Below are 26322 nucleotides of genomic sequence, written 5' to 3' on the forward strand. Positions count from 1 at the left end.
CGGATGGCGGTCAGGCCATGGTAGGCAGATCCCGCGCCGGCCGTCTCAGCCTGTGGATAACCTTCTGACCTGCGAGTTCGTCAGGAGCGGTCGTCAGGAGCGGTGCGGGTGTCAGGTGCAGACGGTCCCCGTCGGCGGCACCTTCCCGTCCAGCAGGTAGCCGTTCACCGCTCCCTGCACGCACCTGTTCTTGCTGTCGTATGCGCCGTGCCCCTGGCCCCGGTACGTCAGCTCGACACCGACCCCCTTGCCCAGCGCGTTCACCATCGCCCGCGCGCCCTCGTACGGCGTGGCCGGGTCACCCGTGTTCCCGACGACCAGAATGGGCGCCGAGCCCGGAGCGCTCACATCCGGGTGGTCGGCCGCGCCCGGCACGGCCCAGTCGGTGCAACTGAGCATGCCCCACGCCAGGTAGTCGCCGAACAGGTCGGACGCGGCCCGGAACTCGGGCAGCTTCTGCTCGACGTAGGCGGTGTCGTAGCGGGGTTTGTCGTCGGCGCAGTTGATGGCGACGTTGGCGGGAGTGATGTTGCTGTACTCGCCGTTCTCACTGCGCCCGTTCATCGAGTCGGACAGCGACAGCAGGATCCTGCCGTCACCGTCGTACGCGTTCTCCAGGCCCTCGGTGAGGTACTCCCAGAAGTCCTGCGAGTACAGCGCCTGCGCGATGCCGCTGGTCGCCGCCGTCTGGGTCAGCTGGCGCGGGAAGATCCCCGGGATCGGACTGCGGTCGAGGTCGTTCAGCAGCTTGGCGATGCGGTCCTTCACGTCCTGGGCGCTGTCGCCGATCGGGCACTCCTCGGTCTGCGACACGCAGTCCTCGGCGAAGTTGTCGAGTGCGAGCTGGAAGCCCTTGGCCTGCCCCAGCGACCCCTGTTCGGCGTCCTGTGTCGGGTCGACGACGGCGTCGAACACGGCACGGCCGACCCGCTCGGGGAACAGGTGGGCGTACACGCCGCCCAGTTCGGTGCCGTAGGAGATGCCGAAGTAGTGCAGCTTGTCGTCGCCGAGGACCTGGCGCATCAGATCCAGGTCGCGGGCCGCGTCGGTGGTGCGCACGTGCGGCAGGATCTTCTCGGAGTTCTCCTCGCAGGCGTCGTTGAACTCCTTGGTGTTGTCCACGAGCCGGGTGCGTTCGGCGGCGTCGTCGGGTGTGGCGTCCTGCTGGAAGTAGGCGTCGAGCTGCTGGTCGTTCTCGCAGATCACGGGGTCGCTGCGGCCGACTCCGCGCGGGTCGAAGCTGACCAGGTCGTAGCGGGTGCGCAGCTTCTCGTAGCCCTCGGCGAAGGCGGGCAGCGAGGTGACGCCCGAGCCGCCGGGGCCGCCGAAGTTGAAGACGAGCGAGCCGATGCGTTCGGTGCCGTCGCCGGTGGTCTTGACCCGGATCAGTTCGAGGCCGATCGTGTCGCCCTTCGGGTCGCCCCAGTCGAGCGGGGCCTTCATGGTCGCGCACTGCCACTCACCGTCGTCCGGCAGGGGAGAGGGCGGGGCGCCTCCGCCCTGGGCCTCGTCCGGGGCGGGGCAGGCCTTCCAGCTCAGTTCCTGCCGCGTGAGGTCCACGTCCTCGGCGTCGTCGCCGCAACCCGCCAGCACGGTGGACAGCAGCACGGCGGAGGCGGTCAGGACGGTGGCGCGCAGCCGGAGGAGGGTTGGCATGGTTCCATCCTGCGGCGGTACCGAACGGGGCGCGCGGGACGCGTGTCGTACGAGGTAAGAGGGGCCGGTGAGGCCAAAGGGCCTGCTCGCCGGCCCGAGCGGGCGGATGGGTGCTCGCCGGGCCGGCCGTGCGGATGGGTGCTCGCCGGGCTGACCGTGCGGATGGGCGCTCGCCGGGCCGACCGTGCGGATGGGCGCTCGCCGGGCCGACCGTGCGGAAGGGTGCTCGCCGAGCCGACCGTGCGTGGAGGGCACGCTTGCGGCCCGGTCGGGTCAGAGGGCCTGCTTGCGCGTGAGGTGGTTGAAGGCCAGCCAGCCCGGCAGTACGGGCAGCCACAGCGTCAGCAGGCGGAACAGCAGGACCGCCGGTGCCGCGACCTCCTTCGGGAGCCCGACGGCGATCAGACCGACCGTCAGGGTCGCCTCGACCGCGCCCACACCGCCCGGTGTCGGCGCGGCGGACCCCAGGGCGTTGCCCGCGAGGAAGACGACGGCGACGCTGGCGATGCTGATCGACGTGGTGTCGTCGCCGAACGCGCGGATCGACGCGTCCAGGCACATCACGAAGCAGGCGGTCAGCAGCAGCATGCCGCCGATGCCGGTGACCAGCTTCTGCGGCCGCTGGAGCACGTCCAGCATGCGCGGCACGACACCCGCGAACAGCGACCGCACGCGCGTGGCGACGAACTTACGCAGGAACGGCACCGACGTCGCCACGAGCACGAGCACCGCCACCGTCAGCAGACCGGCGATGACCGTCCGGGACGGCGACAGCGACGGCGTCTTCTCGGTGCCGGTCAGATAGCCGAAGGACAGCAGCATCAGGATGTGGCAGCCGAGCCCGAACAGCTGCGACGCGCCCACACTCGCCACCGCGAGCCCGGGCCGCACTCCCGCGCGCTGCAGGAAGCGCGTGTTCAGGGCGACACCGCCCACCGCCGCCGGGGCGACGATCTTCACGAACGACCCGGCGACCTGGGCCGCCACGGTCCGCACGAACGGCACCCGCTCGGGCACGAACCCCAGCAGTGCCATGGCCGCCGCGAAGTAGCTGCACATCGAGAACAGCACGGCCGCGGCCACCCAGCCCCACTCGGCGTTCGCGATGAGGGGCCCGAACTCGATGTGCGTGAGCTGCGTCAGCAGGAAGTACGCGCCGATCGCGCCGGCGATGAAGCTGATCAGCGTGCGCGGCCGCACCCGCTCGAGCCGGGCCGGCTCCACGGGCGCCTGCGGCCTGATCCGCAGCACCGCGTGCCGGATCTGCGTGAGCAGGTCCTCCTCGCGCGCCTCCTCCAAGGCCTCGTCGATCGCCCGCTTCTCGGCCCGCTGCTCCGCCCGTACGGCCTTCTTGTCGGGCTTCTCCAGGAGGACGGGCGCGGACTCGTCCGCGTCCTCCTCCAGGCGGGCCTGCTTGGCCTGCCGGGACGCCTCCAGGACCGCGTCGCGCTCGCGCTGTGCCCGCTCCCGGGCCAGTCTGCGCAGCGTCGCGCGCGTGGAGCGGCTGAGCGCGATGGGCTGGAGCATCGGCAGACAGTCCGCCACCGCGTCGGGACCGAGCACGCCCACCGCCGCGGCCACCGACCGCTCGGCGCCCACGCGGAGGCCGAGCGTCACCAGCAGCTGGGAGGTGTCCATGCGCAGCAGCAGATCGCCGGCCGCGATCTCGCCGACGCGCAGGTCGGTGAGGATCACCGTGCCGGAACGATCCACCAGGATCGCGTCGCCCACCAGCCTGCGATGCGCGATACGCCGCGACTGCAGGGCCTTCACCTGGTTCCAGGTGTCGCGCAGCAGGTCGTCGGTGATCTCCTCGTCCGACAGCGAGTCGAGGGTGCGTCCGCCGCTGTGCTCGTAGACGAGCATCACCGCGTCGGGGCCGAGTTCGGAGGTGGCGATCAGCTTGGGTGCGTTGGCGCCGGCCGCGATGGCCGCGTACGCCAGCAGGGCCTCCTGCTCCAGGGCCTGCCGCAGCGACTGGAGGCTGCTGCGGGTGGCGAAGCCGCGCAGGGTCAGGTTGCGCCAGGCGCGGTAGAAGAAGCCCTGTGCCTGCTGCTCCCGGTCGACGACCGTCACGTCCAGGGGCGGGCCGTCCTCGAGGGTGACGAAGTAGCGGCGGCCCCGGTCTCCGGTGTCCGGGTTGTCCGAGGTGTCCTCGCGTGACGCGCTGACCGGACGGAAGCCGACCGTCCGCAGGCCGGCCATCAGCGTCTGCCCGGTGGGCCGGACGTTGGGCGAGCCGACCGCGTAGAGCGTGCCGTAGGCCACGGTCCAGCCGATCAGCACGGTCAGGATGATCGAGAACGGCGTGGTGTACCCGGTGACGAGCATCGAGAAGGCGTCGAGGAGCAGCACGACCCACAGCACCGCGCGCCATCTCGGTCTGCGCGACATGCCGACGGCCGTCATGTAGGCGATGACCGGGGCCAGATATCCGTGCACGGGATCGGTCAGCGCGTGGATGTCGCCGGGGGAGGGCTGGGTGAGCGCCTCCTGGATCGAGTCGGGGGCGGCCCGGGCGACCCACAGGTCGGTGGCGAGGGTCACACCGTGCGCGAGGACCGCCGCGAGTACGCCGTCGGCGATCCGGAGCCCGTCCCGCTTGATCAGCCGCTCGATGGCGAAGGCGACCGGCACCAGCAGGATCGCGATGCTGGAGGCCAGCCCCGCGATCTTGATGAGCAGGTCGGGTGCCTGCCCGGTGCCCTTGTTGATGTCCTGTTCGAGGCCCGAGGTGGTGCCGTGCGCGAACGCGGCGATCCCGATCAGGACCGCGACGGCGAGCACGCCCACCAGGAGTCGCATCAGGTCGGACGGGCGGTGCACGCGCGCGGGGAGCAGCGGTTCGTCGCCCTCCACCTCGTCGATGTGCGCGAAGTCGGGCTCCTCGGCGGCCGAGCGGGCCTTCTTCGGTGCCGTCTTCCGGCCGTCGTCCGGAGTGCCCGGGCGCGACGAGGCGTCAGAGGTGCCCTCCGTGTCCTCGGGGTGCGCACCCTGCTGCTTCATCGCCTCTTCTTGGTCTCGTATCACCGGTCACCGCCCGCACGATGGTGGCATGCCGCACCGATACACGGGGGCATCAGGGTGCACATGCGGGGGCGGACAGTCTGCCCGACGCGCCTGTGCCGGGCGAGACGGACGCTCGGGAGCACGCCCGGTCCGTTGTCGGTGGGGTGCGGCAGGATGGGGCGGATGAGTGAGCAGAAGCCTGAGGGGGTCCGGTACGAGGACGAGCCCGCGCAAGCGCTGCCCGAGTACGCCGAGCGGGTCCTCGACGTCGCCGAACTGATCCCGCCGGGCCGTGTCATGACCTACGGGGACGTCGCCGAGTGGCTGGAGCAGGGCGGTCCGCGGCAGGTCGGCCGCGTGATGGCGCTCTACGGGGGAGCCGCCCCGTGGTGGCGGGTCGTCCGCGCGGACGGAGTCCTGCTGCCGGGGCACGAACAACGGGCGCTCGGCCACTACCGGGCGGAGGGCACGCCCCTGAAGGAGGCGAGCCGCGCCGCCGAGGGCCACCTGCCGCGCATCGACATGAGACGGGCGCGGTGGGACGGCGGTGATCGCGCGGAGGGTCACACCTGACAGCTTCCGCCATCGGGCGGCCTCCCGTGTGACCCGTGATCCGTACGGGGGAATCGGGGCACACCGGGGGCATGACGTACGTTCGTGAGACGAGGGGCATGAGTGCCACGAGTGCCGTGAGTGGTCGGTGGGAAGAAGGGGAAGCCCTGCTTCCGCCTCACCCGTCGGCGTAGCGTCGGCTGCGCGTGCCCCCGTCACCCCGCGGTCACCGCCCGCCACGCGCGGTGGCCCGCCCACCAGCACTTCCACCAGAACCGGCGAACCACACGTGAGCTCCTCTTCCTCCACCAGCGGCCTGTCGCACCCCCGGGTGCGGCGGGGGAATCGTGGCGCTTACCGGCTGGTACGTACCCCTCCTGCCCGCGTGGACCCCCCTCTTTTGGACGCCTCGCAGCGCTCCGTGGTTGACCACACCGCGGGTCCGCTGCTCGTCCTCGCCGGTCCGGGCACCGGCAAGACCACCACGCTCGTCGAGTCCGTGGCCGAGCGCGTCGCCCGGGGCCAGGACCCCGAGCGCGTCCTGGTGCTCACGTTCAGCCGCCGGGCGGCCGTCGAGCTGCGCGACCGCATGGCCCAGCGGTCCGGGGCGGCCCGCGCTCCCCAGGCGACCACCTTCCACTCGTTCTGCTACGCCCTGGTCCGCGCCCACCAGGACAGCGACCTGTTCGTGGAGCCGCTGCGGCTGCTGTCCGGCCCCGAGCAGGACGTCTCGGTGCGGGAGCTGCTCGCGGGCCAGGTGGATCTGGAACGGCTCGGCCTCGCGCACGTGCGCTGGCCGGACGAACTGCGTGCCTGCCTGACCACCCGCGGTTTCGCCGACGAGGTCCGCGCGGTCCTCGCCCGCAGCCGTGAACTGGGCCTCGGCCCCGACGCCCTGGACGCCTTCGCCCGCCGCACGGGACGGCCCGACTGGCGAGCCGCGGCCGCCTTCCTCGCCGAGTACCTCGACGTGCTCGACCTCCAAGGCGTGATCGACTACGCGGAACTCGTCCACCGCGCGGTGCTCCTCGCCCGCAGCCCCGACGTCGCGGCGTGGCTCGCCGCCCGGTACGACGCCGTCTACGTCGACGAGTACCAGGACACGGACCCCGCTCAGGTGCGGCTGCTGCACGCCCTGGCCGGCGGCGGACGCACGCTCGTGGCCTTCGGCGATCCCGATCAGTCGATCTACGCGTTCCGCGGGGCCGACGTCAACGGCATCCTGGACTTCCCCCACGCCTTCCCGCGCGCGGACGGCCGCCCGGCCCCCGTCTCCGTGCTGCGCACGTCCCGCCGCTCCGGCGCCGGCCTGCTGGCCGCCACCCGCCTGCTCACCCAGCGCATGCCGCTGACCCGTCTGCCCGCCGAGAAGGTGCGCGCCCATCGCGAACTCGCCCCCGTACGGGACGGCGGCCGCGTCGAGGCGTACACGTACCCGACGTCCGGGACGGAGCTGGACAACATCGCCGACATCCTCCGCAGGGCCCACCTGGAGGACGGCGTCCCCTGGAGCGACATGGCCGTCCTGGTGCGCGCCGGCTCGCGCACCATCCCGACGGTCCGCCGCGCCCTCACGGCGGCGGGCGTCCCCGTGGACGTCGACGGTGATGATGTGCCGCTGCGGCACGAACCGGCGGTGGCGCCGCTGCTCACGGCACTGCGGGCGGTGGCCGCGGCGGAGGCGGGACCTCCTGAGCCACAGGAAGCCGAGCGGGATCCCTCCTCCGGGGACACTCCTTCCGCGCGGCAGGACACCTGCTGGCTCGACACCGAAACCGCCCTCACCCTCCTGACCTCCCCCCTCGCGGGCATGGACGCCGCAGACCTGCGCCGCCTCGGCCGCGCCCTGCGCGACGAGGAGCGGGCCGCCGGCAACCCGCTGCCGGCGCCCTCCGACGTGCTGCTCGCGCAGGCCCTCGCCGAGCCGGAGCGTCTTGCCGTGCACGACCCCACGTACGCGCGTGGCGCCCAGCGCCTCGGCGCGCTGCTGCGCAGGGCCCGCGAGCGCCTGGCCGGCGGCGGTACGGCCGAGGAGGCGCTGTGGGACCTGTGGGAGGGCACGCCCTGGCCCGCGCGGCTGGAACGGGCCGCCCGCCGGGGCGGCGCCGCCGGGCGCAACGCGGACCGTGACCTGGACGCCGTCTGCGCCCTGTTCGCCACCGCGGCCCGTGCGGAGGAGCGCACCGGCGGCCGGGGCACCCTGAACTTCCTGGAGGAGATCGACGCCGAGGACATCGCCGCCGACACCCTCACGCGGCGTGCCGTACGCCCCGACGCCGTCCGCCTGATGACCGCGCACCGCTCCAAGGGCCTTCAGTGGCGCCTCGTGGTCGTCGCGGGCGTCCAGGAGGGCCTGTGGCCGGACCTGCGCCGCCGCGGCTCCCTCCTGGAGGCCGACCGCATCGGCCGCGACGGACTCGCCGAACCCCTCACCCCCGGTGCGCTGCTCGCCGAGGAGCGCCGCCTGTTCTACGTGGCCGCCACGCGCGCGCGTGAACGCCTCGTCGTCACCGCGGTCAAGGCCCCCGCTGACGACGGCGACCAGCCCTCCCGCTTCCTGACCGAACTCGGCGTCGAACCCAAGGACGTCACGGGACGCCCCCGCCGCCCGCTGTCCGTCGCCGCACTCGTCGCCGAACTGCGCGCCACCACGGTCGACCCGCGCGTCTCCGACGCCCTCCGGGAGGCAGCCGCGCGCCGCCTGGCCCGGCTCGCCGCCCTCGCCGACGAGGACGGCCGCCCGCTGGTGCCGTCCGCGCACCCCTACCGCTGGTGGGGCATGTTCGAGCCGACCGAGTCCAAGGTGCCACTGCGCGACCGCGACCAGCCCGTCGTGCTCTCCGGCAGCGCCCTCGACCAACTGGCCAACACCTGCGCCCTGCAGTGGTTCCTGGGCCGTGAGGTGAAGGCCGACGCGCCCGCGACCGCCGCCCAGGGCTTCGGCAACGTGGTGCACGTCCTCGCCGACGAGGTCGCCTCCGGGCACACCCCGGCCGACCTCACCGTCCTCATGGAACGCCTCGACTCCGTGTGGAACGCGCTGGCCTTCGACGCGCCGTGGAAGTCGGCCCAGGAGAAGGACAACGCGCGCGTGGCGCTCGAACGGTTCCTGCAGTGGCACGTCATGAACCGCACCGGTCGGACCCCGGTGGCCAGTGAGCACGACTTCGACGTCACCCTCGAAGCGGGCGACTACCAGGTGCGCATCCGCGGCCAGATGGACCGGGTCGAGGTGGACGGTGACGGCCGCGCCTACGTGGTCGACTTCAAGACCGGCAAGCAGGCGCCCAGTTCCAAAGAAGTGGAGCGCCACCCCCAGCTCGCCGTCTACCAGCTTGCCGTCCGCGAGGGCGCCGTCGACGAGGCCTTCGACGGCGTACGTCCCGAGCCGGGCGGTGCCGAACTCGTCCACCTCCGGCAGGGAGCGGCGAAGCGCGACGGCGGCGAGAGCCTGCCCAAGGTGCAGGCCCAGGAGCCGTTGGAGGGGGAGTGGGTCGGCGACCTGCTCGCCACCGCCGCCGGCAAGGTCCTGGACGAACGGTTCACGCCGACCGCCGGGCAGCACTGCACGCACTGCGCGTTCCGGGCCTCGTGCAGCGCGCGGCAGGAGGGGCGTCACGTCGTCGAGTGAGCTATCGCACCACATGTGCTGACCTGCGCTTCTTCCTCCCCCGGAGGCCGATTCGGTCACCACTGTCAGTGGCCGCCGCTAGCCTTTCGATGTGCCCGCCCGAATCACCGATCCCGAGCAGCTCAAGGAGCTCCTCGGCATCCCGTTCACCCCGGAGCAGACGGCCTGCATCACCGCGCCGCCCGCCCCGCAGGTGATCGTGGCCGGAGCCGGCTCGGGCAAGACGACGGTGATGGCGGCACGCGTGGTGTGGCTGGTCGGCACCGGCCAGGTCGCCCCCGAGCAGGTGCTCGGCCTCACCTTCACCAACAAGGCCGCCGCCGAACTCGCCGAGCGCGTCCGCAAGGCGCTGGTCAAGGCCGGCGTCACCGACCCGGACGCCATCGACCCGGACAACCCGCCGGGCGAGCCGGTGATCTCCACGTACCACGCCTTCGCGGGCCGCCTGCTGACCGACCACGGTCTGCGCATCGGTCTCGAGCCCACGTCCCGGCTGCTCGCCGACGCCACCCGCTTCCAGCTCGCCGCGCGCGTCCTGGGCGAGGCCCCGGGGCCCTACCCGGCCCTGACCCGTTCCTTCCCGGACCTGGTCGGCGACCTCCTCGCCCTCGACGCCGAGCTCGCCGAGCACCTCGTACGCCCGGAGGCACTGCGCGCGTACGACGCCGAACTGCTGCTGACCCTGCGGGGCGCCAAGCTCAGCAACGCCGACCTGCGCAAGGTCCCCGACGCGGCCGCCGCCCGGCGTGAACTCGCCGAGCTGGTCACCCGCTACCGCGCCGCCAAGCGCGAGCGGGACCTGCTCGACTTCGGCGACCAGATCGCCCTGTCGGCCCGGCTCGCCGGGGTCCCCGAGGTGGGCCGCGCCCTGCGCGACGAGTTCCGGGTGGTCCTGCTCGACGAGTACCAGGACACGTCGGTCGCCCAACGTGTCCTCCTGGCGGGCCTGTTCGGCGAGGGCACCGGCCACCCGGTCACCGCCGTCGGCGACCCCTGCCAGGCGATCTACGGCTGGCGCGGCGCGTCCGTCGCCAACCTCGACGACTTCCCCGAGCACTTCGCCCACGCCGACGGCCGCCCCGCGACCCGCCAGTCCCTCAGCGAGAACCGCCGCAGCGGCGGCCGACTCCTCGACCTCGCCAACGGTCTCGCGGAGCCCTTGCGCGCCCTCCACGCCGGCGTGGAGGCCCTCCGCCCGGCCCCCGGCGCCGAACGCGACGGCTCGGTCCGCTGCGCCCTGCTGCGCACCCACACCGAGGAGATCGACTGGGCCGCCGACTCCGTCGCCCACCTCGTCCGGACCGGGACGGCACCCGGCGAGATCGCCGTCCTGTGCCGCACGGCGACCGACTTCGCCGAGATCCAGGGCGCCCTGGTCGCCCGGGACATCCCGGTCGAGGTCGTCGGCCTGTCCGGGCTGCTGCACCTGCCCGAGATCGCCGACCTCGTCGCCGTCTGCGAGGTCCTCCAGGACCCCGGCGCCAACGCCTCCCTGGTTCGCCTGCTCACCGGCCCGCGCTGGCGCATCGGCCCGCGCGACCTCGCCCTCCTGGGGCGGCGCGCCCGGCTCCTGGTGGCCCACGCGCGCGTGGCGGACGACGACGACCAGGACCGCTGCCTCGCCGAGGCCGTCGAAGGGGTCGACCCGTCCGAGGTGATCTCCCTCGCGGACGCCCTCGACACGTTCCTGGAGACCCCGCTGGACGGCCGCGGGGACGACGGCCTGCCGTTCTCGCCCGACGCGCGCGTGCGCTTCGCCCGGCTGGCCACGGAACTGCGCGAGCTGCGCCGCTCCCTGGCCGACCCGCTGATGGACGTGCTGCACCGCGTCCTCGCCGTCACCGGCCTGGAGGTGGAGCTGTCGGCGTCCCCGCACGCCCTGGCCGCCCGCCGCCGCGAGACCCTGTCCAACTTCCTGGACGTCGCCGCCTCCTTCGCCGCGGGCGACAACGAGGCGTCCCTGCTGGCCTTCCTCGGCTTCCTGCGCACCGCCGCCCAGTACGAGAAGGGGCTCGACAACGCCCTCCCGGGCGGCGAGAACACCGTCAAGGTGCTCACCGCCCACAAGTCCAAGGGCCTGGAATGGGACGTCGTGGTCGTCCCCGGCCTGGTCACCGGCACCTTCCCCAGCAGCCAGGGCCGCGAGAAGTGGACCTCCCAGGGCAAGGTCCTGCCGCACGAGCTGCGCGGCGACGCCGACACCCTGCCCGACGTGGCGTCCTGGGACGCCAGGGGGCTGAAGGCCTTCCACGAGGCCATGAAGGACCACCAGCACACCGAGGAACTCCGCCTCGGCTACGTCACCTTCACCCGCCCCCGCTCCCTCCTCCTGGGCTCCGGCCACTGGTGGGGCCCGACCCAGAAGAAGCGCCGGGGACCGTCCGCGTTCCTCCAGGCCCTCTACGAGCACTGCGAGGCCGGATACGGCGAGATCGAGGCCTGGGCGGACGAACCGGCCGAGGACGAGGAGAACCCGGCCCTGCACCAGGCGACGGCCGACCAGGTGTGGCCTCTGCCCCTGGACGACGCGGCCCTGGCTCGGCGCCGCGCGGCCGCCGAGACCGTCCTGGCCCACCTGGAGGACCTGGCGTCCCACGAGGACGGGCACCCGGTGGCCGCGCACGACCCGGACGCCCTCGACGACCCGGAGTGGCCCCCACCCCCCGAGGACGACGAGCCTCCGTACGACGAACCGGACCCCTTCGACGAGGACCTCTTCGACGAGGGGTCCGTCCTGAAGGACCCCGTCGAAGAGGACCCAGCCCAAAGGGACCCCTTGGAAAGGGACCCCTTCGAAGAAGACCGCTTCGCAGACGCCGGCGGGGAGGACCCGGTGGACGGGGCCGCCCGGCCCACGGTCCGCCCCACCGTCCCCCACCAGGCGGCCCCGCCGGAGCCCCCGGCCGCCCGCCCACACCCCAGGGCCCCCGAGCGCCCGGGCCCCCGGGGCCGGGAACACCCGCACCTCACCCCGGAGGAGGCCCGCACCATCGCCTCCTGGGACCGCGACCTCGACGCCCTCACCGGCGAGCTGCTGCGCGCCCGCGACAGCATCACCGACGTCCCCCTCCCGGCATCGCTCTCGGCGTCCCAGCTGCTGCGCCTGGCCGCCGACCCGGACGGCTTCGCCCAGGAGCTGGCCCGCCCCATGCCCCGCCCGCCCCAGCCCGCAGCCCGCCGCGGCACCCGCTTCCACGCCTGGGTCGAGGCCCGCTTCGAAGAGCTCACGCTGCCCATGCTGGAGCCGGAGGAACTGCCCGGCAGCGAGGCCGAGATCGACGACGAGCGGGACCTGGAAGCCCTCAAGGACGCCTTCGAGCGCACCGACTACGCGCACCGTACGCCGCACCGGGTGGAGGCCCCCTTCCAGCTCGCGATCGCCGGCCGGATCGTCCGGGGCCGCATCGACGCCGTCTACAAGGAGGGTGACGGGGAGGACGCGACGTACGAGATCGTCGACTGGAAGACCAACCGCTTCCGCACCGCCGACCCGCTCCAGCTCGCCGTCTACCGTCTGGCCTGGGCCGAGCAGCAGGGCGTGCCCCCCGAGTCGGTCACGGCCGCGTTCCTGTACGTGCGCAGCGGTGAGGTCGTACGCCCGGAGGAGCTGCCGGACCGCGCCGCCCTGGAGCGGCTGCTGCTGGAGACGCCACCGGTCGGGGAGACCGGTGCGCAGCCGGGTGCGGAGCCCGGTGAGGAACCGCACTCCGAGGACGTCCGTGCGGGCCGATAGGCTCGTGACCATGAGCCAGACCCCGGACAGCGTCGTCCGTACGTACATCCAGCAGCACCGCGCCGCCTTCCTCGACGACCTCGCCGCGTGGCTGCGCATCCCGTCGGTGTCCGCCCAGCCGGACCACGCACCCGACGTACGACGCAGCGCCGACTGGCTCGCCGCCAAGCTGAAGGAGACCGGCTTCCCGACGGCCGAGGTCTGGCAGACGCCGGGCGCGCCCGCCGTCTTCGCCGAGTGGCCCTGTGACGACCCGCAGGCGCCCACGGTGCTGGTCTACGGCCACCACGACGTGCAGCCCGCCGCCCGGGAGGACGGCTGGGACAGCGAGCCCTTCGAGCCGGTCGTGCGCGAGAACCGCCTCTACGCGCGCGGGGCGGCCGACGACAAGGGCCAGGTGTTCTTCCACACCCTCGGCGTCCGCGCCCACCTCGCCGCCACCGGCCGCAGCACCCCGGCCGTGCACCTCAAGCTGATCGTCGAGGGCGAGGAGGAGTCCGGCTCGCCGCACTTCCGTGCCCTGGTCGAGCAGCACGCCGAGCGGCTCGCCGCCGACGCCGTGATCGTCTCCGACACCGGCATGTGGTCCGAGGACACCCCCACCGTGTGCACCGGCATGCGCGGCCTCGCCGAGTGCGAGATACGCCTGCACGGCCCCGACCAGGACATCCACTCCGGCTCCTTCGGCGGCGCGGTGCCCAACCCGGCGACCGCCGCCGCCCGCCTGGTCGCCGCCCTGCACGACGAGCACGCGCGCGTGGCGATCCCCGGCTTCTACGACGGCGTGGTCGAACTCACCGACCGCGAGCTCCTCGCCGAACTGCCCTTCGACGAGCGGCAGTGGCTGCGCACGGCCAAGTCGTACGCCGCCCAGGGGGAGGCCGGGTACACCACCCTGGAGCGCATCTGGGCCCGCCCCACCGCGGAGGTCAACGGCATCGGCGGTGGCTACCAGGGCCCCGGCAGCAAGACGATCATCCCCTCCGCCGCCATGGTGAAGCTGTCCTTCCGCCTGGTGGCGGGCCAGGACCCCGGCCATGTGGAGAAGGCCGTCCGCGCCTGGGCCGGGCAGCAGGTGCCGCCCGGGATCCGCTGCGACATCACGTTCAGCGGGGCCACGCGTCCGTGCCTGACCCCGCTGGACCACCCGGCTCTCCGGTCTGTCACCCGCGCCATGGGCCGGGCCTTCGAGAAGCCGGTCCGCTTCACGCGCGAGGGCGGCTCCGGACCGGCGGCGGACCTCCAGGACGTCCTCGGCGCCCCGGTGCTGTTCCTGGGCATCTCCGTCCCGTCGGACGGCTGGCACGCTCCGAACGAGAAAGTCGAACTCGACCTCCTCCTCAAGGGCGTCGAGACCACCGCGTACCTGTGGGGTGACCTCGCCGAGAACTGGCGCCATGCGCCCTGAGCGTCCCGAGCCGCCCGGACCGGCCGCATGCGCGGGGCACACTGGAAGCGCCGCCCCGCACCGCCCGAGCCCGCCGGACCCGGTCGCCTCCTGCCGTACGTCCCGCTGAACCGCCTGTCGAACCCGATCGTTACACCGGGGGAGTTGGAAGCACCCGTGACCACCTGGACCGACCACAACGCCGACCGTCCCATCTCGCTCACCGCCCCGAGCGGCATCGACCGGGCCGCCCACCACAGGCTCGACGAGGCCTGGCTCGCGGCGGCGTGGAGCCACCCCACGACGCGCTGTTTCGTGGTCTCCGGCGGACAGGTCCTCATCGACGAGACGGCGGACGGGCGCACCGAACTCGTCATGACCCCCTCATTCGAGGCCCCCCTCACCGAGGCACACCGCTACTTCCTCGGCATCGACGAGGACGGCGTCAGCTACTTCGCCCTCCAGAAGGACTCCCTGCCCGGCCGGATGGACCAGTCGGCGCGCCCGGCGGGCCTGCGCGAGGCGGGCCTGCTGCTGTCGGCACGCGACGTGGGCCTGATGGTGCATGCGGTGGGCCTGGAGAACTGGCAGCGCACGCACCGTTTCTGCTCGCGCTGCGGAGAGCGCACCGTCATCGCCGCCGCCGGACACATCCGCCGCTGCCAGGCCTGCGGCGCGGAGCACTACCCGCGCACGGATCCCGCGGTGATCATGGCCGTGACCGACGAGGACGACCGCATCCTGCTCGGCCGCCAGGTCCACTGGCCCGAGGGCCGCTTCTCGACGCTGGCAGGCTTCGTCGAGCCCGGCGAGTCCATCGAGCAGTCGGTGCGCCGCGAGGTCCACGAGGAGGTCGGCATCAGCGTCGGCCAGGTCGAGTACGTCGCCAGCCAGCCCTGGCCCTTCCCGTCCAGCCTCATGCTGGGCTTCATGGCCCGCGCCACCTCGACCGAGATCGACGTCGACGGCGACGAGATCCACGAGGCCCGCTGGTTCTCCCGCGAGGATCTGCGCGCCGCCTTCGAGTCCGGCGAGATGCTCCCGCCCTACGGCATCTCGATCGCGGCCCGCCTGATCGAGCTCTGGTACGGCAAGCCGCTCCCGACGCGGAGCGTCGCCTGACGGGGGCGCGGGTGAGCGACCCGTACTGGAACCACAACGTCCATCACCATCCGGCGGTGCTGGCGGCCGTTCCGGACGGCTGCCGCACGGCCCTGGACGCCGGCTGCGGCGACGGGCTGCTCGCCCGCAAGCTGGCGGGACGGTCGGTGTCCGTCACGGGCGTCGACCGGTCGCCGGAGATGATCGAGCTCGCCCGCGGGCACGCGCACGTGCCGGACAACGTCACCTACCTGGAAGCGGACTACCTCGCCGACGGGGCCCTGCCGGAGGACGCGTACGACTTCGTCAGCGCGGTCGCCGTGGTGCACCACGCGCCCTTCGAGGAGGCGGTCACCCGCCTGGCCCGGCTCACCGCACCCGCCAACCGGACGCCCCTGGACTGGCTCATCAGCGCGTGCGGCGTGCCCGCGAGCCTGCTGCACGCCCGGCGGCGCGGCGGCAAGCGCGGTCCGGTCGGCATGCCGATGGAAGACGCGTACATGTCCTGGAGACAGATCCGGCGAGCGGTCCACCGGCTGCTGCCCGGCTGCGCCTACCGCCGCACTCTGCTGTGGCGCTACGTCGTGGTGTGGGACAGACCACGAGAAGGCGGCCCCTGAGGTGCCTCAGGAGCCGCCCTCCCCGCACAAGCACGCGGCGACTAGGCGCCGATCTTCTGCTTCACCTGAGCCAGCGAGGGGTTCGTGAGCGTCGAGCCGTCCGGGAACAGAACAGTGGGCACCGTCTGGTTTCCGCCATTCGCCTTCTCCACGAACGCGGCGGACTCCGGGTCCTGCTCGATGTTGATCTCGGTGTACGCGATGCCCTCGCGGTCCATCTGGCTCTTCAGCCGGCGGCAGTAGCCGCACCACGTGGTGCTGTACATCGTCACAGTGCCCAGCATGTCTCTCGTGCTCCTTCGGTGGCTCGGGGCGGGTGGTCGCAGTCGAAGAACGTATGTGAAAGGTCCACCATTCCCGGTCCCCGGGCCCCACCCGACGTGACGCCTGCCGCATTGGTACGACTATCAGTGCCTGCCTGTGGACAACCGGCGCAGCCGTCTCGCGCGACCTGGCAGCATGGCTGTGTGACAGCAGCAACGCACTCCACCCTGTTCCCGCAGGCACCGGATTCCGCCGACGCGGTGCTCGAAGGGCTCGACCCCGAGCAGCGCGAGGTGGCCACGGCCCTGCACGGTCCGGTGTGCGTCCTGGCGGGCGCGGGCACGGGCAAGACGCGGGCGATCACCCACCGCATCGCCTACGGAGTGCGCGCCGGCATCCTGCATCCCTCCAGCGTCCTCGCCGTCACCTTCACCAACCGCGCCGCCGGGGAGATGCGCGGCCGGCTGCGCCAGCTCGGTGCCGCGGGCGTCCAGGCCCGTACGTTCCACTCGGCCGCCCTGCGTCAGCTCCAGTACTTCTGGCCGAAAGCGATCGGTGGCTCCATGCCCCGGCTCGTCGACCGCAAGATCCAGCTCGTCGCCGACGCGGCGGCCGCCTGCCGCATCCGCCTCGACCGGGGTGAGCTGCGGGACGTCACCGCCGAGATCGAGTGGTCCAAGGTCACCCAGACCGTTCCCGCCGACTACGCGCCCGCCGCCGCCAAGGCCGGCCGTGAGTCCCCCCGCGCCCCTGCCGAGATCGCCCAGCTCTACGCCGCCTACGAGGACGTCAAGCGCGAGCGGTCCGTCATCGACTTCGAGGACGTGCTGCTGCTGACCGTGGCCGTCCTGCAGGACCGGCACGACATCGCCGAGCAGATCCGCGCCCAGTACCAGCACTTCGTGGTCGACGAGTACCAGGACGTCAGCCCCCTCCAGCAGCGTCTGCTCGAACTGTGGCTGGGCGAACGGGACAGCCTGTGCGTGGTCGGGGACGCCAGCCAGACGATCTACTCGTTCACGGGGGCGACCCCGGACCATCTGCTCGACTTCCGCACCCGCCACCCCGGTGCCACCGTCGTCAAACTGGTCCGCGACTACCGCTCCACCCCCCAGGTCGTCCACCTCGCCAACGGCCTGCTCGCCCAGGCCCGGGGGAGGGCCGCCGACCACCGCCTGGAGCTCGTCTCCCAGCGCCCCGCGGGGCCCGAGCCGGTCTACGCCGAGTACACCGACGAGCCCGCCGAGGCGGAAGGCGCGGCCCGCCGGATCCGCGAGCTCATCGACTCGGGGGTCCCGGCCTCCGAGATCGCCATCCTCTTCCGCACGAACGCGCAGTCCGAGACCTATGAGCAGGCCCTCGCCGACGCCGCGGTGCCCTACCAGCTGCGCGGTGCCGAGCGGTTCTTCGACCGCCCGGAGGTGCGCAAGGCGGGCATCGCCCTGCGCGGCGCGGCCCGCTTCGGCGGCAACGACTCCCTCCTCGACGACGTCGTCGACCTGCCCTCCCAGGTGCGTGCCGTGCTGTCGGGAGAGGGCTGGACGACGCAGCCACCGGCGGGTTCCGGCGCCGTGCGGGAGCGCTGGGAGTCCCTGGCCGCCCTGGTGAACCTCGCGCAGGACTTCGCCGCCGCCAAACCGGGCGCCACCCTGGCGGACCTCGTCGCCGAACTCGACGAACGGGCGAACGCCCAGCACGCCCCCACCGTGCAGGGCGTCACCCTCGCCTCCCTGCACTCGGCCAAGGGCCTGGAGTGGGACGTCGTCTTCCTGGTGGGCGTCGCCGAGGGCATGATGCCGATCACCTACGCGAAGACCGACGAACAGATCGAGGAGGAGCGCCGCCTCCTCTATGTCGGTGTCACCCGCGCGCGCGAACACCTCCATGTCTCCTGGGCGCTCTCCCGCTCGCCCGGCGGTCGCGCCAGCCGCCGCCCCAGCCGCTTCCTCGACGGACTGCGCCCCGGCTCGACGGCAACCACGGGCCGCACCAGCGCCGCCGGAGCGGGCGGAATCGAGCGTGGAATCCCCGGAACCAGGGGGTCCGCCCCGAGACGGGCTCAGCGTGTCCCCGCCCGCTGCCGAGTCTGCGGCCGCACGCTGACCGACCCGGGCGAGATGAAGCTGATGCGCTGCGACGGCTGCCCCTCCGACATGAACGAGGGCCTGTACGAGCGGCTGCGCGAGTGGCGTGCCGACCAGGCACGCGGCAGCGGCCAGCCCGCCTTTTGCGTGTTCACGGACAGGACCCTGATGGCGATCGCCGAGTCCGCCCCCGACGACGAACGCGAGCTCGCCCGCATCCCGGGCGTCGGGATGCGCAAGCTCACCCGCTACGGAGCCGACGTACTGGCCATCTGCGCAGGCCAGTCACTCGCGGAGAGCACAGATCAGGACTGACACGAACTCGTCGAAAAAATAGTTTGCGCATGCCCCAGCAATCCCCATAGGTTCTTAGGCACGAGAGCAGCGGCCTTCTCGGAGGCCCTGATTCCGTGTTGTACTTGCATATCCGTCGGACTGGTTCACCCAGTCCCCCGAGACGCCGAGAGGAGGCGAGTCCAGTGATCAGCATCAACACCAGCTCCGTCAGCATCGTGAAAATGACCGATCGCTCGGCCGTCTCCGCGTGCATGCTCGGCGTTTCGAACCTGGGCACCGGTCTGTCCGGCATTCGTGCCGCCCGCCCGGCGTCCTCCTCCGTTGCTCCCGCGGGCCTTCCCGTCCGCGAGCGCAATGAGCGACCGACCAAGGCACTGGAAGCGGCAGTAGAGGCACAGGCACAGGCCTATGCCTTTACGGCGACCGGTGCCGGATTCCGGAAGCAGACGACGCAGCACCACCAGATGTGGGCCTTCCGTGGGCCAGAACCCTGGAGTGATCCAGCCTGATCGCCGATCAGGCCGGCGCCTTCAGGGCCGCGGAACCCCATCCGGGATCCGCGGCCCTTCTGTTTGTCCCTGAACAGGGATGACGGACCGAAGGAGCCTCGGGGCAAGAAAAGAACCCGGTACCACCACCCCCCGGCCAACAGGCCGGAACGACCAGACGAGGAAGACGAACCGTGCAACTCGAAGCGCACGCCCCGTCCGTACCGCCTTCCGACACGATCCCCAAGCCCGGCTCCACGGAGGACCCCGCCTTGACCCCGCTCACCGCGCTCACCGCGCTCGACGACGCCATCGAGAACCTCGGCGTACCCGTCCCGTGCCGTTCCTACGACCCGGAGGTCTTCTTCGCCGAGTCGCCCGCGGACGTCGAGTACGCCAAGTCCCTCTGCCGCACCTGCCCGCTGGTCGAGGCCTGCCTCGCCGGCGCCAAGGAGCGGCGTGAGCCCTGGGGCGTCTGGGGTGGCGAGCTGTTCGTCCAGGGTGTTGTCGTCGCCCGGAAGCGGCCGCGTGGCCGCCCGCGCAAGAACCCGGTCACCGCATGAACACCGCAGGAACGATCGACCGCCCCCTCACGCACGACCCCCAGAAGCAGGCCCCGATGAAGCCGTCCACTTACGAGCCCGCAGGCTCCGCGAACCAAGACTTCACCATCAGCGGCGCGAAGGACTCGCGTCAGAACAGGACCCGAGAGATGCAACTCATTCCAGAAGCCATGGCTCGTGCGCATATGCGCGAGCGACTGCAGGAGGCGGAGCGGGATCGCCAGGCCGTGCGCCTGGTGACCGCCCGCCGGATGCAGCGCAGGGCGGAGCGCGCCTCACTGCGTGCCCGCCGGGCGCTCGCCATGGCCGTCATGCAGTAACCCGCCCCACCTGAAGCGGGGGCCTCCCGGCCGGGAGGCCGCGCTGCCACCGTCGAGCTCTCACCGCGGGGGCCGGTCCGTGCCGAACGGACCGGCCCCCGCGGTGCGTTGTGCCGATGAAGAGATTGCGTGGCGTTCACCGAGCCAGCCAGGGCATGGTGCGCGTCAATCCGCATCGTGGTGCTCGTGAAGCCGCGGCGGTGCGCCCACTTAGCCCCGGCGTTGTGCCCACTGAGCCGGGCGTCGTGCCCACCGAGTGACCGGCCGCGGGGATATCGTCGCCGGGTGACGAGTCCTCCAGGAGGCAGTGGCGACGGGTCCGCCGCGGAGCCGCGGCGCTTCGCCTGCGCACGCTGCGGCACAACGGCCGACGTCCTGACCGAAGGTCCACCACTCACCTGGACCTACTCCGTGGAGGACGGCGCCCGCCGCTCCTACTGCGAGACCTGCTCCCGGGAGAATCTCAGGTCCATCGAGGGGCGCCTGGACTCGGACTGGTGGTGAAGGCCGCGGCCGGGACTCACGCCTCCGCCACCGCCTCCTCTCCGTCCGCCGGGTCCTCCGGGACGAATCCCGGCAGCCACTCCTCCAGCTCTTCGCGCAGCCGCACGGTCGCCCCCAGCTGGCACAGCACGCCGATCGTGCTCAGCGTCACCCGGTGGATCAGCAGATAGGAGGGGGGCAGGTTGAGCTGCTTGCCGAGCTGATAGGCGGGGGAGCGAGGGTCGGCGACACGGGCCGCCTGGCTGCGCATCCAGCCCCGGGTGAAGGTGAACTCCTCGACCTGGGCCGGCTCGATGATCGGCAGCAGGTAGTCCATGACGGCGTCCGGGTCCAGCTCTATGGTCTCCCTGACGAACCCTTCCGCGCACAGGAGCTCGTAGACCGCCTCGGCCTCGCCGTCGAGGGTCATCCGCAGGGACTCGCCGATGGTGGCCGGCAGGCCGCCCGGGAGCCGGTCGACGGTGCCGAAGTCCAGGACGCCCAGGCGCCAGTCGTCCTCACCCTCCGGGCCGCCGGGCAGGAGCCGGAAGTTGCCCGGGTGGGGATCGGCGTGCAGCAGGCCCGTGCGGGCGGGGCCGGAGAACAGGAAGCGGGCCAGGAGCTGACCGGCACGGTCACGCTGCTCCTGGGTGCCGTCCGAGATGATCTCCGACAGCGGGACGCCGTCCATCCACTCGGTGACCAGGACCTGGTCGGACTGGTGGACCACCTGCGGCACGACCACGTCCGGGTCGTCCGTGAACTCCTCCGCGTGGGCCTGCTGGGCCTGGGCCTCCAGGCCGTAGTCCAGCTCCTCGGAGACGCGGTCCTTCAGCTCCGCGAGCAGCGGCTTGATGTCCATGCCGGGGATCAGCGGTCCGAGCAGGCGCGAGAAGCGGCTCAGCTGGTTCAGATCCGACAGCAGGGCCTCACCGGCGCCCGGGTACTGCACCTTGACCGCCACCTCGCGGCCGTCGTGCCACACCGCTCGGTGGACCTGGCCGATCGAGGCCGCCGCGGCGGGCTTGTCCTCGAACTCCAGGAACAGCTCCTGCCAGCCCTCGCCGAGCCGCTCCTCCAGCACCGCGTGCACGGTGCGGGTCGGCATGGGCGGCGCCGCCTCCTGGAGCTTGGTCAGAGCGGCCCGGTAGGGGCCGGCCACCTCTTCGGGCAGCGCGGACTCGAAGACGGACAGGGCCTGGCCGAACTTCATCGCCCCGCCCTTGAGCTCGCCGAGCACCTTGAACAGCTGCTCCGCCGTGCGCTGTTGGAGTTCGCGGCCGACGAGCTCGGCGGACTCGCCGACGATCCGCTTGCCGAATCCCCAGGTCGCCCGCCCGGCGATGCCGAGCGGGAGCGCGGCGAGCTTGGCGGTCCGGGTAACCGCCTTCCGGGGAAGATCAGACATGCGCCCTCCAAGTCCCAGCCGGCCGCTCCGCCTCTGCCTCAGGGCACTGCTCCGACGGCCGTTGCACCGCCATTGTCTCGTGCGACTCCCCTTCCTCCGAGAGGTGCTCCCCTTTTCCTCTCTCAGCCGCAGCGCACGGGCATGCCGGATGCGCCAGGATCGGCCGCGCATGCCAGTGGAGATCAGGCAGGGAGACCTCCCAGCGAGCCCCGGCACTGGAGGGGACCCGGCCGTCCAGGAAGGCGAGCGCGTGGGCGGCCGCCAGCCCGGCCGCGGTCGTGGCCAGCGTCAGGTCGCAGGGCCGGACCTGCCGCTGCCTGCCGGAGCGCCACTGCGCGACCAGCCGCGGCCAGGCCGGGTCCCGGTCGGCGCGGCCCTCGTGCAGACATCCCGCGCAGCTCGTCTCCCCGGGCAGAACGAGAGGCCCGACGAGGCCGGTGCCCTCCACGACACCGGCGTACAGATGAGGAGTCCCGGAGGACATCAGCGGCTCGGCGGCGGCCGGGTCGGGCGCGTGCACGGCGACGTCGTCCCGAGGGGCGAGGATCACCAGCGAGAAGCCCAGGTCGCCATCCTCCGCGGATGACCGGGCCGTCGAGCGGCGCGGAGGCCGGTCCGGGGCCGCCCGGCGTACGGCGCGGCGGGCCGACTCGTCCCTGCGGTCACCGACGGATTCCGCGGGGAGCCCGCCCGGCGCGACGTCCCACGGCTCCACACGGCCACCGTCGAGCACGTCCACCCCGCCCACTCCGGCCCCGGCCAGGAGCGAGGCCAGCACGGCACCCACCCGGCCCGCGCCCCGTACCTGCACGCGCTGCGAGCGCCGGGCGGCCAGCTGTCCGATCGCGTCGCCGGGGACCGAGGTCGTCAGGGAGAGGGAGGCCAGGTCGGGGCGCAGCCGGTCGAGGACCTCCCTCTTCTTCCGCAGGGCGTCGGCGGCCGGCCCGCCGCCCCGGGCGTCGTCCAGGAGCCCGGCCCGTGCGAGCCCCCGCACCAGCCCGTCGACATGACCGTCGGGCAGGTCCATGCGGCGTCCCTCCTCGCGCAGAAGCTCCAGCCCCCGCGTGCCGTTCAGCAGGTCGAGGAAGCTGCCCGTCGCCAGGTCCATCGGGCCGAGCGTCATCGCATGCGCCGGTGTCATCCCGAACTGCACGGTGTTGAGGTCGCGCCAGCCGCGCCGGAGCGCGGGTTTCACCATCGGATGCATGACAGGCCCCCTTATGCCGTAGATCGTCCCCGTATGCCGGTGGAGCGAGGATGCGGGCCCTGGCTGGTCACGCCGAGGCCGGTCGCAGGCAGGGCATGTGCGCAGGCCTGCCCCGAGCAAGGCGCGGCCCGCGCGCAGGCCTACCCCGACCGCGGGCGCGGTCCCTGGTCCCGGACCGACCCCGCCATCGCTTCGCCGACGACAGCCAGCATGCCCAAACCCGCCGCCGGCTGCCGAAAGTTGTCCACAGGCACGGGTATTCGTCGTACAAATCCGGCGGCCGGTGGGGGTGACGGCACGGAACCGTCCCGGAGTCGGGACTTCCCTGAGTGCAGCGGGTAACGTCGGGGCGTGCCCGCCGACCCACTGCACCGCGCCGGAACGCCACACCGCAGCACGACGAGCCAGCCGCCGAGCGGCTCGGGGGCGAGCGCGATCGAGGTCCGCAGGAGCGCCCGCCGACGCAGAACGGTCTCCGCGTACCGCGAGGGCGATCGCACCGTGGTGCTCATCCCCGCCCGGATGTCCGAGGCGGAGGAGCAGCGCTGGGTGAACGTCATGCTCGACAAGCTGGCCGCCCAGGAGAGCAAGCGGGCCCTCGGCGACGCCGAGCTGGCCGAGCGGGCCCGGCGTCTTTCGGAGCAGTACTTCGGCGGGCGGGCCCGGCCCGCGTCGGTGCGCTGGGTGACCAACCAGAACACGCGCTGGGGATCCTGCACCCCCTCCGAGGGCAGCATCCGCCTCTCGCACCGCCTCCAGGGCATGCCCGAGTACGTCGTCGACTACGTCCTCGTCCACGAACTGGCCCATCTGCTCGTCCCCGGACACGGACCTCGCTTCTGGGAACTCCTGGAGGCCTATCCGCGCACGGAGCGAGCCCGGGGATACCTCGAAGGCGTGGTCGCCGCCGAGCGGTTGCCCCACGTGCCCGGCGCGCGGGGTGAGAGCCCCGCGGGGTGACCGACCGCTTTCCGCGAGCGAACAGCCGATACGGCTGAGCGAGCGTTCTGTACCGGCTCTGTACCGACATCGTCCGGTGTCCGAGTTTGCCGTTAGCCTGGCGCGACGCACTCACGTTCTGGATGGGGGACGGTCGTTACGCATGGCCAGGGAATTCCAACGCGGCCACAAGGCCAGGATCAGTGACCTCACCGCGGGCACGGATCTGTACGTAGGTGTACAGATCGCCGGCCCCGGACTGAGCTTCGACATCAGCTGCTTCGGCCTCGATGCCGACGAACGGCTCTCGGACGACCGGTACTTCGTCTTCTTCAACCAGCCGAAGTCCCCCGAGGAGTCCATTCAGCTCCTGGGCGCCCAGGCGGGCGACACGGAGTCCTTCCGGGTGACGCTCGACCGGATTCCCTCGCAGATCCAGAAGCTGTCCTTCACGGCGACGATCGACGGCGCCGGCCAGATGTCGCAGATCGCCTCCGGTTACATCCGCATCGTCGCGGGCGGCGAGGAGGTGGCGCGCTACTCCTTCAACGGCTCGGAGTTCTCCACCGAACGGGCCGTGATGCTGGGCGACTTCTACCTCAAGGACGTCTGGCGGTTCGCCGCCGTCGGGCAGGGCTTCGACGGAGGCCTGGACGCGCTGCTGCAGAACTTCGGCGGCGAGGTGGCCGAGGAGGAGACGCCCGCGCCCGCCCCGCAGCAGCCGCAGGCCGGCGCCGCCCCGGGCTTCGCCCCGCCCGCGTTCGGCGTCCCCGGAACTCCGGAACCCGCCCCGGCCCCCGCATCGGCGGCGCCTCCGGCTCCCGCGCCCCAGCCCGCCGCGCAGGGCTTCGCGCCCCCGCCCGGCCACACTCCGCCTCCGGCGCCGGCGCCCGCACCCCAGGTGCACGCGGCCCCGACCATCGTCGCGCCCCTGAACACCCCGCCCGGCGGCTCCCCGGTGCCGCCCCCGGCCCCGGCGCCCGCGCCGTACGGCCAGCCGGGCCAGCAGCCGCCGCAGTACGGCCAGGTCCCCGGCCAGACGGCCCCGCCGCCTCCCGGCTACGGCCAGCCCCAGGCACCCCATGCGCCGCAGGCGCCCCATGCCCCGGCCCCGCCGCCCGGGTACGGCCAGCCCACCCCGCCCCCGGGCTACGGCCAGCAGCAGCCGCCGTTCGGGCAGGCCCCCTACGGAGCCCCGCAGGGCGCCCCTCAAGGTGCTCCCCAGGGTCCCGGTGTGTCCGCCGCGCTCCAGCAGTTCAAGGAGACGCCCACGGGGCAGCGCTGGACCCAGCAGAACAAGAAGCTCGTCCGCGTCGACCTCGGCATCGGCGGACAGCCGGTGCTGGCCCGGCAGGGCAGCATGGTGCTCTACCAGGGCAAGGTCGACTTCAGCTACAAGGGCGCCGGCTTCTCCGGCCGGATCGTGGGCAACGCGACCGGCCAGGAGATGCAGCTGATGCGCTGCACCGGCCAGGGGCAGGTGTTCCTCGCCGAGAACTCGACCATGCTGCACCCCCTCGAACTGCAGGGCGACGCCGTCTGCGTCTCCGCCGAGAACGTCCTCGCGTTCGACGAGAGCCTCACCTACGAGGTCCGCCGCGTCGAGGGCCACGGCATCCCCGGCGGCGCGCTGTTCACGATGCAGTTCCAGGGCACCGGCACCATCGTCGTGAAGACGCACGGCACGCCCGTGGTGCTGCCCGTCACGCCCACCACGTTCGCCGACTGCAACGCCGTGGTCGCCTGGTCGGCCGCCGCCCAGGTCGTCGTCTCCAGCCAGGTGCGGATGCGCCGCAACGCCTACCCCGGCGACACCGGGGAGAGCGTGAACCTCCAGTTCCGGGGAGCGCCCGGCAACTTCATCGTCGTCCAGCCGTACGAGGTCTGAGGGAGCCCGTCATGACACAGCAACTCGCGGGCCACGCTCCCGCACCCGTCACCGCCCGCATGGAGAACCACGGCAATCACATGCTGAAGGTCGCCATGCAGACCGGGAACGACCTCCTCGCGCGCGTGGGGTCGATGGTCGCCTACGAAGGGTTCGTCCAGTACGAGCCCAACCCGCCGGCCGTGCGCCAGATCGCCAAGGACTGGATGACCGGCGAGGGCGCGCCCCTGATGAAGTGCTCCGGTGACGGCCTGCTCTACCTCGCCGACTACGGGGCGAACGTCGTCGTGATCAACCTCAACGGCGACGGCATCTCCGTCAACGCCACCAACCTGCTCGCCTTCGACGCCCACCTGACGTGGGGCGTGGAGCGGGTCAAGGGCCTGGCGAAGTTCGCCGGGCAGGGCCTGTGGAACACCAAGATCTCCGGGCAGGGCTGGGTCGCGTTGACCTCCCGGGGCAAGCCGATCGTCGTCGACTGCGGAGGCGGCGAGGACGAGACCTACGTCGACCCCGACGCGCTGGTCGCCTGGTCCCCGAACCTCAAGGTGAAGGGCAAGCGCAGCTTCCGGGCGCAGTCCCTGATCGGCCGCGGCAGCGGCGAGGCCTACCAGATGGCCTTCTCCGGTCAGGGCATCGTCGTCGTCCAGCCCAGCGAGGACAGCACCGACCGCCTCCGGGTCCGGGGCTGA

19 protein-coding genes are annotated in these 26322 nt (G+C 72.5%); 14 read left to right on the forward strand and 5 right to left on the reverse strand.

Going from position 1 to position 26322, the window contains the following annotated elements; translation table 11 throughout:
- Positions 1 to 111 precede the first annotated feature (111 nt).
- Both AB0G20_RS15525 and AB0G20_RS15530 read right to left on the reverse strand, forming a co-directional pair.
- Positions 112 to 1656: an alpha/beta hydrolase gene (locus AB0G20_RS15525; RefSeq protein WP_361301667.1), complete on the reverse strand. Its 1545-nt coding sequence runs from the start codon at positions 1654 to 1656 to the stop codon at positions 112 to 114.
- A gap of 273 nt (positions 1657 to 1929) precedes the next feature.
- Positions 1930 to 4662, reverse strand: a complete 2733-nt coding sequence (locus tag AB0G20_RS15530) for a lysylphosphatidylglycerol synthase domain-containing protein (protein WP_361301670.1) — start codon at positions 4660 to 4662, stop codon at positions 1930 to 1932.
- Positions 4663 to 4848: 186 nt separating this feature from the next.
- Between AB0G20_RS15530 and AB0G20_RS15535 the strand changes: the two genes are divergently transcribed.
- The 6 genes from AB0G20_RS15535 to AB0G20_RS15560 all read left to right on the forward strand — a co-directional run bounded on the left by AB0G20_RS15535 (position 4849) and on the right by AB0G20_RS15560 (position 15689).
- Positions 4849 to 5238, forward strand: a complete 390-nt coding sequence (locus AB0G20_RS15535) for an MGMT family protein (protein WP_361301673.1) — start codon at positions 4849 to 4851, stop codon at positions 5236 to 5238.
- A gap of 268 nt (positions 5239 to 5506) precedes the next feature.
- The gene (locus tag AB0G20_RS15540) at positions 5507 to 8848 is read left to right on the forward strand and encodes an ATP-dependent DNA helicase (protein ID WP_361301676.1); all 3342 of its coding nucleotides are present in this window, start codon (positions 5507 to 5509) and stop codon (positions 8846 to 8848) included.
- A 91-nt stretch (positions 8849 to 8939) separates the two neighbouring features.
- Positions 8940 to 12581 carry an ATP-dependent DNA helicase gene (locus AB0G20_RS15545; RefSeq protein ID WP_361301679.1) on the forward strand — a complete coding sequence of 1214 codons (3642 nt, stop codon included), beginning with the start codon at positions 8940 to 8942 and terminating at the stop codon, positions 12579 to 12581.
- A 10-nt stretch (positions 12582 to 12591) separates the two neighbouring features.
- A complete protein-coding gene (locus tag AB0G20_RS15550) occupies positions 12592 to 13989 on the forward strand; it encodes a dipeptidase (protein WP_361301682.1) in 1398 nt (465 codons plus the stop codon).
- Positions 13990 to 14145: 156 nt separating this feature from the next.
- Positions 14146 to 15090 (forward strand): NAD(+) diphosphatase, encoded by a 945-nt coding sequence (gene nudC, locus AB0G20_RS15555; RefSeq protein ID WP_361301685.1) that lies wholly within the window; start codon positions 14146 to 14148, stop codon positions 15088 to 15090.
- Between the two features lie 11 nt (positions 15091 to 15101).
- Positions 15102 to 15689: a class I SAM-dependent methyltransferase gene (locus AB0G20_RS15560; RefSeq protein WP_361301688.1), complete on the forward strand. Its 588-nt coding sequence runs from the start codon at positions 15102 to 15104 to the stop codon at positions 15687 to 15689.
- A gap of 41 nt (positions 15690 to 15730) precedes the next feature.
- On the opposite strand, the gene AB0G20_RS15565 is transcribed toward AB0G20_RS15560, so the two are convergent.
- A complete protein-coding gene (locus AB0G20_RS15565; protein ID WP_003992805.1) occupies positions 15731 to 15973 on the reverse strand; it encodes a mycoredoxin in 243 nt (80 codons plus the stop codon).
- Between the two features lie 126 nt (positions 15974 to 16099).
- Here AB0G20_RS15565 and AB0G20_RS15570 point away from each other — a divergent pair, with 126 nt between their 5' ends.
- From AB0G20_RS15570 to AB0G20_RS15590, 5 genes are all read left to right on the forward strand, one after another.
- Positions 16100 to 18352 (forward strand): ATP-dependent DNA helicase UvrD2, encoded by a 2253-nt coding sequence (locus AB0G20_RS15570; protein WP_361301692.1) that lies wholly within the window; start codon positions 16100 to 16102, stop codon positions 18350 to 18352.
- Between the two features lie 164 nt (positions 18353 to 18516).
- A complete protein-coding gene (locus AB0G20_RS15575; protein WP_361301695.1) occupies positions 18517 to 18843 on the forward strand; it encodes a hypothetical protein in 327 nt (108 codons plus the stop codon).
- A gap of 173 nt (positions 18844 to 19016) precedes the next feature.
- Positions 19017 to 19385, forward strand: a complete 369-nt coding sequence (locus AB0G20_RS15580; protein ID WP_033313877.1) for a WhiB family transcriptional regulator — start codon at positions 19017 to 19019, stop codon at positions 19383 to 19385.
- Positions 19382 to 19705, forward strand: a complete 324-nt coding sequence (locus tag AB0G20_RS15585; protein WP_361301698.1) for a hypothetical protein — start codon at positions 19382 to 19384, stop codon at positions 19703 to 19705. Before AB0G20_RS15580 ends, AB0G20_RS15585 begins: the two co-directional genes overlap by 4 nt.
- A gap of 285 nt (positions 19706 to 19990) precedes the next feature.
- Positions 19991 to 20209, forward strand: a complete 219-nt coding sequence (locus tag AB0G20_RS15590) for a hypothetical protein (protein ID WP_361301701.1) — start codon at positions 19991 to 19993, stop codon at positions 20207 to 20209.
- Positions 20210 to 20225: 16 nt separating this feature from the next.
- On the opposite strand, the gene AB0G20_RS15595 is transcribed toward AB0G20_RS15590, so the two are convergent.
- Entirely contained in the window at positions 20226 to 21596 is a 1371-nt protein-coding gene (locus AB0G20_RS15595) for an AarF/ABC1/UbiB kinase family protein (protein ID WP_361301704.1), read from the reverse strand.
- The gene (locus tag AB0G20_RS15600; protein WP_361301707.1) at positions 21589 to 22803 is read right to left on the reverse strand and encodes a ThiF family adenylyltransferase; all 1215 of its coding nucleotides are present in this window, start codon (positions 22801 to 22803) and stop codon (positions 21589 to 21591) included. Before AB0G20_RS15600 ends, AB0G20_RS15595 begins: the two co-directional genes overlap by 8 nt.
- 351 nt (positions 22804 to 23154) lie before the next feature.
- Here AB0G20_RS15600 and AB0G20_RS15605 point away from each other — a divergent pair, with 351 nt between their 5' ends.
- The 3 genes from AB0G20_RS15605 to AB0G20_RS15615 all read left to right on the forward strand — a co-directional run bounded on the left by AB0G20_RS15605 (position 23155) and on the right by AB0G20_RS15615 (position 26322).
- Positions 23155 to 23763, forward strand: coding sequence for a M48 family metallopeptidase (locus AB0G20_RS15605; RefSeq protein WP_361301710.1), 609 nt, complete (start codon positions 23155 to 23157; stop codon positions 23761 to 23763).
- Between the two features lie 142 nt (positions 23764 to 23905).
- Entirely contained in the window at positions 23906 to 25630 is a 1725-nt protein-coding gene (locus AB0G20_RS15610; protein WP_361301713.1) for a TerD family protein, read from the forward strand.
- A gap of 11 nt (positions 25631 to 25641) precedes the next feature.
- A complete protein-coding gene (locus tag AB0G20_RS15615) occupies positions 25642 to 26322 on the forward strand; it encodes an AIM24 family protein (RefSeq protein WP_031112077.1) in 681 nt (226 codons plus the stop codon).

This window comes from Streptomyces sp. NPDC024017, from assembly GCF_040638895.1.
In the GTDB taxonomy this organism is placed as follows: Bacteria; Actinomycetota; Actinomycetes; order Streptomycetales; family Streptomycetaceae; genus Streptomyces.

Excerpts from the sequence above, each read along its gene's own strand:
- AB0G20_RS15525 (WP_361301667.1), bottom strand. The coding sequence starts at position 1,656 with ATGCCAACCCTCCTCCGGCTGCGCGCCACCGTCCTGACCGCCTCCGCC.
- AB0G20_RS15530 (WP_361301670.1), bottom strand. The coding sequence starts at position 4,662 with ATGAAGCAGCAGGGTGCGCACCCCGAGGACACGGAGGGCACCTCTGAC.
- AB0G20_RS15535 (WP_361301673.1), top strand. The coding sequence starts at position 4,849 with ATGAGTGAGCAGAAGCCTGAGGGGGTCCGGTACGAGGACGAGCCCGCG.
- AB0G20_RS15550 (WP_361301682.1), top strand. The coding sequence starts at position 12,592 with ATGAGCCAGACCCCGGACAGCGTCGTCCGTACGTACATCCAGCAGCAC.
- AB0G20_RS15565 (WP_003992805.1), bottom strand. The coding sequence starts at position 15,973 with ATGCTGGGCACTGTGACGATGTACAGCACCACGTGGTGCGGCTACTGC.
- AB0G20_RS15585 (WP_361301698.1), top strand. The coding sequence starts at position 19,382 with ATGAACACCGCAGGAACGATCGACCGCCCCCTCACGCACGACCCCCAG.
- AB0G20_RS15595 (WP_361301704.1), bottom strand. The coding sequence starts at position 21,596 with ATGTCTGATCTTCCCCGGAAGGCGGTTACCCGGACCGCCAAGCTCGCC.
- AB0G20_RS15600 (WP_361301707.1), bottom strand. The coding sequence starts at position 22,803 with ATGCATCCGATGGTGAAACCCGCGCTCCGGCGCGGCTGGCGCGACCTC.
- AB0G20_RS15610 (WP_361301713.1), top strand. The coding sequence starts at position 23,906 with ATGGCCAGGGAATTCCAACGCGGCCACAAGGCCAGGATCAGTGACCTC.
- AB0G20_RS15615 (WP_031112077.1), top strand. The coding sequence starts at position 25,642 with ATGACACAGCAACTCGCGGGCCACGCTCCCGCACCCGTCACCGCCCGC.